This window comes from Psychrobacter sp. PSi21 (assembly GCF_054960615.1).
The window spans coordinates 73,126-82,596 of sequence record NZ_JBHNYR010000016.1; the positions used below are offsets into that span (position 1 = coordinate 73,126).

The window sequence follows — 9,471 nt, forward strand, 5'->3', positions numbered from 1 at the left end:
GTGGCTCGGTCTTAGCATGGCTTAACATTAAGGATGCTTATGACAGCCGCTCTCTGTAATACCAGTCGGTACAAATATCTGCTGGCCAGTGCCTTGTTACTTGCCAGCGTTGTCGCTATGCCTAGGGCGCAGGCAGTCGGTGAGGAGCTGTCTGATATCACGACCATTTTGACTGGTGGCGAGGCGGCCAGCACTGCTGAAGCAGGAAGCAGCGGCGATGATGGCTCAGCTGGAGCAAATGGTGAGAGCAGCAACAACGCACAAATAGAAACCAAACCCATTCCGCTCAAAGATAATGATATCAGGCAGCGGATCAATGGTATTTTCTCCGAAATTGACGGTTTACAGGCCATCACTGTCAGTGTCACCCAAGGTGTAGTTACCTTGTCAGGTGAAACCGCCAATGACAAAAAAGCCCAGCAAGCCATCCGTTTGACCAATCGGTTAACGGACGTGGTCACCGTTGAAGACAATATCAACCGTACTTTAGACGTCCAAGACAACGTGTCGACCGTGTATCAAGGTTTGATGTCGCGCGGCAAAAGTCTGATCAAAGCGCTGCCCTTACTGCTGATTGGAATTTTGCTGTTTGGGATCGTGGCACTGCTTGGCAGCTGGCTATCCAACCGTAAGGCCATGTGGCAACGCGTTACGCCCAACCCCTTTGTTGCCGAGCTCTTGGCACAAACCATTAAAGTGATTTTTATCATTTTTGGCCTGATTTTGGCGCTCAGTTTGATTGGTGCTGAAACCATCCTTGGTACATTGCTTGGCGGTGCAGGGGTGATTGGTATTGCGGTGGGTTTTGCCGTTAAAGACACCATCGAAAATTATATCGCCTCGCTGATGCTCAGTATTCGCCAACCGTTTCGCGCCCGCGATCAAGTGGTGATTAATGGACAAGAGGGGATTGTGGTGCGTCTCACTTCGCGCGCCACTATCCTAATGACTTTAGATGGCAATCAGCTGCGTATTCCCAATGCTGAGGTCTTTAAAGGCACCATTCTCAACTATACCAAAAATCCAGAGCGCCGCTTTACCTTTGAGCTGGGTGTCGATGGCAATGATGATCCGCTAGCAGCAATCAAAGTTGGCCTTGATGCGATTAACCAGCAAGAATTTGTTTTAGCTGAGCCAAAAGCAGTCGCCATCATCACCAATGTCGGCGACTCCAACATCGTCCTTGAGTTCCAAGTGTGGGTTGATCAGTCAGAAACCGACTTTGCCAAAGCCCGTAGTATTGCCATTAGAGAGACCAAACACGCCCTAGAGGATCACGGCTTTAGCTTACCTGAGCCTATTTATCGCCTACGCTTTAATCATAAGCTTGAACACGCGCTTGAGCATTGGCAGCAGGCAACAGCTCAAGGCAACAAAGGCGCTGATATCACTGTGACCTCAGACACACCCGACATAACAATGCCTAACACCGACAACACGCTGGGTACGGATGATAAAGAAAAACAGCAGGCCAAAGCACGAGCCAAGCAGATTCTACGCGGTAGTAATGCAGATGATATTTTAAGCACTCGCCCTGATGACAAGCTGATGGAAAAAGTAGAGCAGGAGATTGCCGAAAACTCCGATGAAACCGATCTGCTCGATCAAAACTCTCCGCAGGAATAGTAAATACTGTTATTCTGCGACTATCAACTGTTGCAGCATCTCGTTGGCATCCTCAAGCTGATGCTGACTAAAGACATGAATGCCGTGTTGGGTTAGCAGCGTCGCTGTCACGCCTGCCCCGCTGATTTTGCGATCAGCAAAACTGCCATCATATATGACGGTGCTACCACATGAGGGGCTTTTCTCCGTCAATACCGCCACCTTGATATTGTGTCTTTGGCATAATGCTAGAGCAATATGCGCGCCTTTTTTGAAGTAAGCACCCACATCTGTCCCAGACTCGTCTACGACTGCCGCTGTACCAGCCCAAACATCCGCACCATTACCATGTACGATCTCTGCAGGCGCTCTTGGAATGCGCATACCCGCATCAACCTCTGGGCACACCGACACCACTCGCCCTGCCAGTTGCCACGATGCCAAAATACCGCTTACCGTTGGTAGCCCATTACCGTCATATCGTACAGGCTTGCCCAACAGACAAGCGCTGACCAGTACCTTTTCCATATGGTTTTTTCCCTTATATTGTGGTTACTTATATTTGTCTCTGTGGTGATGATTGACGATCGCTACTGCATAGAAGTAGGCACAAAAAATGCAGCAAAAGGATGAGTAGTCGGACATCGTCTTAAATATAATATCGTCAACAAATCGAGAGCACAGCTATGCAAGCAAAACATCTGATTATCGCGGCACTAGCAGGCCTTGTGATTTTATTGGGTTTTAACATGATCAATAGCAGTCGTCACGAAAAAGCCCGCGCCGCCATGATAGAGAATGCGGCATCAGAAGTAGCGGCTAGCACAGACAGTACCGCCATCAGCGATAGCGATAATAATGATGACAGCATTGCCAGCAAACCACTTGGCGAACAGCCCAAAGCTATTTTAGATGACGCCACCACTAAAATCGACCAAGCGCAAGCGGCAGAAGCGGCGCGGTTGGCAGAAATGGATAATGACGCTCAGTAACCACGCAGACACAAAAAAGCCAAAGCAAAGGCCTTGGCTTTTTGTCGTACTAAGGATGGATTAGCTGCCTTTTTTGTTACTACGGCGGCGTTTTTTCTTGGTTTGGTTCATCTCACTAGATTGCAACTTGGCTTTGAGGTCAAAGTCAATTTGTAGCAAGTCCATATTCACGCCTGCGACCTTAACGCGTACCAAATCGCCTAAGCCAAATAAGGTACCTTTGTCTTTGCCAATCAATTGTTGCTGCTTTTCATCGTAGACAAAGTAGTCATCACCGACATTAGAGATATGTACCAAACCATCGATATATAGATCGGTCAAGGTGACAAATAAGCCAAAGTTAGTCACGGTAGTGACCACACCATCAAACTCTTCGCCGACATGGTCTTTCATATAGTGACACTTTAACCAAGATTCGACAAAACGAGACGCTTTTTCTGCGCGGCGTTCAGTATCTGAAGTTTGCGTGCCAGCGCCATCAAGCGAGAAGTCCATAACGGGCTGCTTGCTATTGGTTACTTGAGCCTTGATACCACGATGTAGCATCAAATCAGGATAACGGCGAATCGGTGAGGTAAAGTGGCTATACTCATCGTAAGCAAGGCCAAAGTGCCCGATATTATCAGGCGCATAGTTGGCCTGCATCATTGAGCGCAGTAACATACTGTGAATACTGATCGCATCTGGACGGTCTTTGGTCGCTTCAATAATGCGCTGATAGTCTGCCTGCGTTGGATTTTCTTCAGGGAAACTGAGACCAAAGTTTTTGGCATACTCGTGAATACGGCCTGATTTTTCACCGTCTGGTTTGTCATGATTGCGATACAGTACGGGCAGCTCATGCTTGAGCGCAAAGTTTGCCGCACACGTATTGGCAAGCAGCATACACTCTTCAATCAGTTTGTGCGCGTCGCCTCGAGTACGCGGTAAGATATCCGCGATACCGCCTTCTTCATTGAACTTGATGTACGTTTCAACGGTTTCAAACTCCATCGCATGACGCTGCTCACGTTTTTTGAGGAGTAGGGTGTAGAGCTGATGTAGCGTATCGACTGACTTTTGGACTGCTTTATTACCCGTCAGTGAGCTTGGGATGCTCGCATCTTTTGGATCGTCAAAGTAAGTGTTCACCTGATTGTATGTCAGACGCGCTTGTGAGTGCATCACCGCAGGATAAAACTCATAGCCGGTCACATTGCCCGCGCGCGATACCTTAATATCAGCAACCATACATAGGCGATCGACTGAAGGATTGAGCGAGCACAAACCGTTTGAAAGCACTTCAGGCAGCATCGGAATCACGCGATGCGGAAAATATACTGACGTGCCGCGCTCGTAAGCATCGATATCTAGGGGTGAGTTCGGTGTGACATAGTGACTGACGTCAGCAATCGCAACCAAGACGCGATAGTTGCCACCAGGACGCTTTTCAGCAAAGACGGCATCATCAAAATCGCGAGCATCTTCACCATCGATGGTGATCATGGGCATATCACGCAAGTCAGTACGACCTTTGAAATCTTTTTTACTTGGCTCTCGGTAGTCGTTGGCTTGTTTGAGCGCGGCTTCACTGAACTCAGACGGTATGTCATAGTTTAATAGCGTGGTTTCAATGATCAATTCGCGATCATTGTCATCGGTGAGTACTTCAGTGATTTTGCCTGTCGCAAACTCATGCTGGTTTGGCCAGTCAATGATATCTACTTTAACAGGATAGCCCAGCTTTGCACCGACGGCCTCTACGTTGTCATCAGTAACAGTAATCGGTTGATGATTATTGGGACTACCCAGCTCAACACAGTAGCCATCTTCATCTTTTGCAACGGTACCGATAAATTGGTTTTGCTGGCGCTCAACCACATCAACAATGCGTCCCTCAGTACGGCCACGATTGTCTGTTGACGTACCAACCGCATTGACCGTATCGCCATTAAAGACCCAGCGCATTTGCTTTTCATGCAAAAATAGATCAGGCATGTCTTCTAACACCACAAAGCCAAAGCCTTTGGCATGTGCCGATACCATGCCTGTGACCACGTCTTGTTTGGTTACAGTGCGATAGCGATACGGTCGACCGTCACGATTGACTTGACCATCACGAGACATGGCCTTTAGGCGATTGCCCAGCGCATCGAATTGATCAGGGTCATTGATGCTAAAGACTTTTGCTAGCTGCTGATGCGTGGCTTCACCCTGTTCTGCAATCGTGCGCAGGATCAGCTCACGGCTTGGAATGGGGTTGTCATATTTTTGAGCCTCACTTGAGGCGTTTGGATCGTTCCAAGTCATAAATTACCGTATCTTTTTTTAAATCATAAGTAGTGACTATCTTAACACGAACCATAACGCAATATCTTGCGACAATTGTGTTATGTGCCAAGATAGCCAGCGGCGGCTCAGGGCATGCTACCTGTCCTAGATATCAATATCTAATGAGCCAGATTGTTGGGTGATTTTTTTTGCATTAATATCTTTAGATACTTCAAGTACTGTGGTTTGGTTGGATTTATCTAAGTACTTTTGTGCCTTGTCGACTTCTGAGGTCAACGTATCGACCGTCTGTTTCATGTTGTCTAATGCTTCAATTTTATAATTGCTGATCATGTCCATGGTGTCATAGACATTGTTGAAGGCATTTTGCAACTTATCCAGCTCTATCGTACTGCTGGTGGCTTGCTCATGAATTTCACCCGACTGTCGTTTGAGCATGGCAGATGTCGATTCGATTAGGCTGCTGGTGGTCTTATTGAGCGCCGTGATCTGATCCAGTACCAGTTTTTGATTGGTCATGGCTTGCGCCACCACCACGGCGGTACGTAGGGCAGAGACGGTCGTGGTAGTAGCACGATCGACGCCTTTAATCAGCTCTAAGTTATTTTTGCGAATGGTATCGAGTGCCAGATAGCCTTGTACGTTGACTGCCAACTGAGTCAAAAAATCAGTGTTTTTTTGGCGTACATAAAACAGCATCTCTTCTTTAATAATACGCGCTTTTTCAGGATCGGTCGCTTCGATGTTATGCACTTTTTGCTCAAGCTGCTCATCGATTTTTTTGCCCACATAGATATACTGGCGAATCGATTGCATCAGCGCCCACATATTGACTTTTTCTTGCTCAATCATCGCATTGTCTTTGAGCAGCTCATCCTTACCGTTATATAAGCTGGTAACAACCGAGTTGATATGCGACTGCGCTGACTCATATTGACGGAAATAATCTTGCACCTTATTGCCAAAAGGGATCAGACCAAACAGTTTACGTGAGCTGGTCAGCTCTTTTTTACTGGGATCTAAGTCTTCGACAATAGCGCGCAGCTCAGTCAGCGACTTGGCGATAGGGGAGTTGTCAAACAAGCTTTTATCCAAGCTTTTGGCGGGCAGCTCAAGCATACGATTAGAAACTTGTGCTGACTCACGAATTTCTTTTGTGCCCAAATTATGGATAGATTGCACATTTTCCTGAAAATCAGGACTGTGTACCGAGTTGGACAAAACATGATCAACAAAAGCATCCACTTTGGCATCGAGTTCTGGAATTTGGTTTTCATCCAATTTGACCATTTGATCGGCTTCGCTTTTCTCCACTTCTTTGACAGGCGTGGGCGGTGTCAGAGAGATGCTAGGGGTAGAGGCATTATCAGGTGGTGTCAACTCTTGCATAAACTATCCTTTGAAAGCTGCGTTAGAAAATTAGCAATAAAATATCAGGTTGTTATTATTGTTCCCATGGTTCTGCCAGCCGCAAACGGCCAGTAAAACCTATACTGTATTAAGATTACCGCGTTCTTTGATACTAAAGAAGATTGGTTTTGTAAAACAATTTTTGCGGATAATGGACTTATTTGGTAAAGCCAATGGTAAAAAACCACCAATATCCCGCAGCATATTGATGGTCAAAAAAGATAAACACGTTTTTGTCAGCGTAAAGATAACCTTATTGGCTTACTTTTTCTTGGTAGGTCCAAGTAGCATGCCCATCTGACGACCTTCCATTTTGGGATATTGCTCGACGTTAGAGATATCAGCGGTGTCTTCAATGATGCGCTCAAGCTGGCGGCGGCCAATTTCTTGGTGCGCCATCTCACGACCACGGAAACGAATGCTGATTTTTACTTTGTCCTGATCTTCTAAGAAGCTGACGATTTTTTTCAGTTTAACCTGATAATCGGCTTCTTCGGTACTCGGACGCAGCTTCATCTCTTTGAGCTGAGTTTGCTTTTGGTTCTTTTTGGCTTCTTTGGCCTTTTGTTTTTGGTCATAAAGGAAGCGCTTGTAGTCCATGATTTTGCACACGGGTGGCTTCGCATCAGGGACCAATTCGACCAAGTCTAGGTTGTCATCACGTGCCGCTTTCATCGCGGTATCGATATCAACCACGCCCATTTGCTCGCCGTCTTCTTTAACAAGACGGACTTCTTTGACGCTGATATCTTCGTTGATGTTCAAACGGTTTGACTGTTTAATAGGTATTACTCCTCATCTGTTTTTTGATTCTGTCGACCTTTAGCGGCGACGGCTGTCTGCACTAATTCAATAAATTCCTGAACGCTCATGACGCCTAGGTTTTCACCTTCGCGGGTACGGACGTTAACACTGCCCGATTCGACTTCTTTATCCCCTAATACTAGCATATAGGGAATACGTTCTAATGTTTTCTCTCGTATCTTAAATCCAATCTTTTCGTTACGCAAGTCACTGATGGCACGTAGTCCTGCGTTTTTCAGCTCGCTGACAACATTTTGGCAGGCGTCTGCTTGTTTGTCAGTGATATTCATCACCGCCACTTGCTGCGGTGCAAGCCATACAGGCATCCAGCCAGCATAATGCTCAATCAGCATACCGATAAAGCGCTCAAACGAGCCTAAAATAGCGCGGTGTAGCATAATAGGCACTTCGCGCTCGCCTTGTTCGTTAACAAACTCGGCATCTAGGCGGTCTGGCATATTCGGATCAACCTGAATGGTACCGCACTGCCAGACGCGGCCTAAGCAGTCTTTTAAACTGAACTCAATCTTCGGACCATAAAACGCGCCTTCACCGGGCAAATATTCCCAATCAAGACCTGAGCTGTCTAGCGCGTCAGCCAGTGCTTTTTCTGCAAAATCCCAAGATTCTTCGCTACCCACACGCTTTTCAGGACGGGTTGAGAGCTTCATCTCAATATCTTCAAAGCCAAAGTCGTCATAAACGGCAAGGGTCAGCTTGATAAAGTCTGCCACTTCTTGCTGAATCTGTGCCTGCGTACAAAAGATATGTGCATCATCTTGTGTAAAGCCGCGCACCCGCATCAAGCCATGTAGCGATCCTGATGGCTCGTTACGGTGACACGAGCCAAACTCCGCCATACGTAGCGGCAAATCACGATATGACTTTAGGCCTTGGTTAAAGACTTGGACGTGACAAGGGCAGTTCATCGGCTTAACGGCATAATCGCGGCTTTCGCTGGCGGTGGTAAACATATTGGTCGCATAGTTGCCCCAGTGACCTGAACGCTCCCACAAGCTGCGATCGACGATTTGTGGCGTCTTGATTTCTTCATAGCCATTATCGTACTGTACTTTACGCATATATTGCTCAAGCACTTGATAAATCGTCCAGCCATTGGCATGCCAAAATACCATACCGGGTGCTTGTTCTTGCATATGAAACAGATTCAGCGCTTTGCCGATTTTGCGATGATCGCGTTTTTCTGCTTCCTCAATACGCTGGATATAAGCTTTGAGCTGTTTTTTATCTGCCCACGCCGTACCATAGATACGCTGCAGCTGCTCATTTTTGGCATCACCGCGCCAATATGCGCCTGACATCTTGGTCAGCTTAAAAACTTTTAAGAAACGAGTATTTGGTACGTGCGGGCCACGGCACATATCGACATATTCTTGATGATGATATAAACCAAAGGCGTCCTCACCGGGCATATCATTGATCAATTGCAGCTTGTAGTCTTCGCCGCGCGCCTGAAAGATGTCAATGACCTCATCACGTGGCGTCATCTTCTTAATAACATCATAGTCTTGCTTAATAAGCACCATCATACGTTTTTCGATGGCTTCCATATGCTCAGGCGTAAATGGCGTTTCACTATAGATGTCATAATAAAAGCCATCCTCAATGACAGGACCGATGACCATCTTGACATCAGGGTACAGCTGCTTAACCGCATGACCGAGCAAATGTGCACATGAATGGCGGATAATATCCACACCATCACTATCTTTTGGGGTAACGATCTCGACGTTGGCATCATGGGTGATGGGGTCGCAGGCATCGACCAAATGCCCGTCGACACGACCTGCTACTGTTGCTTTAGCAAGTCCTGTACCAATACTTTGAGCCACCTCCATGACTGTTGTATTTCCCTCAAAATTTTTGACGCTACCATCTGGTAAAGTAATCGCAACCATAATCTATTCACCTGTTTTTGGGTCCGTTGGCAGTGATGATTGCAACCATCAATCATATGACCGAAAGACCACATCAATTATATCCACTCATCGTGGCGTGTTATGACAAATTGACATCACTGCATCACACTTTTATAAAAATCATGGCTTAATGATCCTAATTATATAGCCACATTCATATCCAGCGCGGCAAACGGCCCTTTAAATACTGTTAACTGACCGTGCCAATCAGAGATGTCCTGAAGCCAGCTACTATAGCAAAAACCCCCTATAAAGGCCAGATGACAAGGGACGGCTGGCAGCGATGATCTATTTGTGAAAAAGACAGCCAAAACAACCGACCAATTCGAGCCTACAACGGTAACTGTACCTGCATTCCTCAAGCGGCACATGGACAACATACCGTTTATGAAACCAAGCCTATCTATATAAGGACAATGTAAGGCAATATCAAATAAAAAGCATAAGAT

At 46.5% G+C, this 9,471-nt stretch carries 8 protein-coding genes; 2 read left to right on the forward strand and 6 right to left on the reverse strand.

Annotated elements, in window-relative coordinates:
• Window positions 1–39 precede the first annotated feature (39 nt).
• Window positions 40–1,626 carry a mechanosensitive ion channel domain-containing protein gene (locus ACFI32_RS11485; RefSeq protein ID WP_462626726.1) on the forward strand — a complete coding sequence of 529 codons (1,587 nt, stop codon included), beginning with the start codon at window positions 40–42 and terminating at the stop codon, window positions 1,624–1,626.
• A 9-nt stretch (window positions 1,627–1,635) separates the two neighbouring features.
• On the opposite strand, the gene ACFI32_RS11490 is transcribed toward ACFI32_RS11485, so the two are convergent.
• Window positions 1,636–2,133, reverse strand: coding sequence for a 2-thiouracil desulfurase family protein (locus tag ACFI32_RS11490; RefSeq protein ID WP_462626727.1), 498 nt, complete (start codon window positions 2,131–2,133; stop codon window positions 1,636–1,638).
• Window positions 2,134–2,291: 158 nt separating this feature from the next.
• Here ACFI32_RS11490 and ACFI32_RS11495 point away from each other — a divergent pair, with 158 nt between their 5' ends.
• Window positions 2,292–2,597, forward strand: a complete 306-nt coding sequence (locus ACFI32_RS11495; RefSeq protein WP_462626728.1) for a hypothetical protein — start codon at window positions 2,292–2,294, stop codon at window positions 2,595–2,597.
• A 60-nt stretch (window positions 2,598–2,657) separates the two neighbouring features.
• Here the strand turns inward: ACFI32_RS11495 and rnr are convergent, their stop codons facing one another.
• From rnr to ACFI32_RS11520, 5 genes are all read right to left on the reverse strand, one after another.
• A complete protein-coding gene (gene rnr, locus ACFI32_RS11500; RefSeq protein WP_462626729.1) occupies window positions 2,658–4,886 on the reverse strand; it encodes a ribonuclease R in 2,229 nt (742 codons plus the stop codon).
• A 126-nt stretch (window positions 4,887–5,012) separates the two neighbouring features.
• Complete coding sequence (locus ACFI32_RS11505; protein WP_462626730.1) at window positions 5,013–6,257, reverse strand: toxic anion resistance protein; 1,245 nt, start codon at window positions 6,255–6,257, stop codon at window positions 5,013–5,015.
• Window positions 6,258–6,539: 282 nt separating this feature from the next.
• Window positions 6,540–7,043 carry a translation initiation factor IF-3 gene (gene infC, locus ACFI32_RS11510; protein WP_462626731.1) on the reverse strand — a complete coding sequence of 168 codons (504 nt, stop codon included), beginning with the start codon at window positions 7,041–7,043 and terminating at the stop codon, window positions 6,540–6,542.
• A gap of 23 nt (window positions 7,044–7,066) precedes the next feature.
• The gene (thrS, locus tag ACFI32_RS11515) at window positions 7,067–9,001 is read right to left on the reverse strand and encodes a threonine--tRNA ligase (RefSeq protein WP_462626732.1); all 1,935 of its coding nucleotides are present in this window, start codon (window positions 8,999–9,001) and stop codon (window positions 7,067–7,069) included.
• Between the two features lie 161 nt (window positions 9,002–9,162).
• Window positions 9,163–9,471: hypothetical protein (locus ACFI32_RS11520; protein ID WP_462626733.1), on the reverse strand; the 309-nt coding region annotated here is incomplete at its 5' end.

Coding starts and splice junctions, on each gene's coding strand:
- ACFI32_RS11485 (WP_462626726.1), top strand. CDS start 40: ATGACAGCCGCTCTCTGTAATACCAGTCGGTACAAATATCTGCTGGCC.
- ACFI32_RS11490 (WP_462626727.1), bottom strand. CDS start 2,133: ATGGAAAAGGTACTGGTCAGCGCTTGTCTGTTGGGCAAGCCTGTACGA.
- ACFI32_RS11495 (WP_462626728.1), top strand. CDS start 2,292: ATGCAAGCAAAACATCTGATTATCGCGGCACTAGCAGGCCTTGTGATT.
- rnr (WP_462626729.1), bottom strand. CDS start 4,886: ATGACTTGGAACGATCCAAACGCCTCAAGTGAGGCTCAAAAATATGAC.
- ACFI32_RS11505 (WP_462626730.1), bottom strand. CDS start 6,257: ATGCAAGAGTTGACACCACCTGATAATGCCTCTACCCCTAGCATCTCT.
- thrS (WP_462626732.1), bottom strand. CDS start 9,001: ATGGTTGCGATTACTTTACCAGATGGTAGCGTCAAAAATTTTGAGGGA.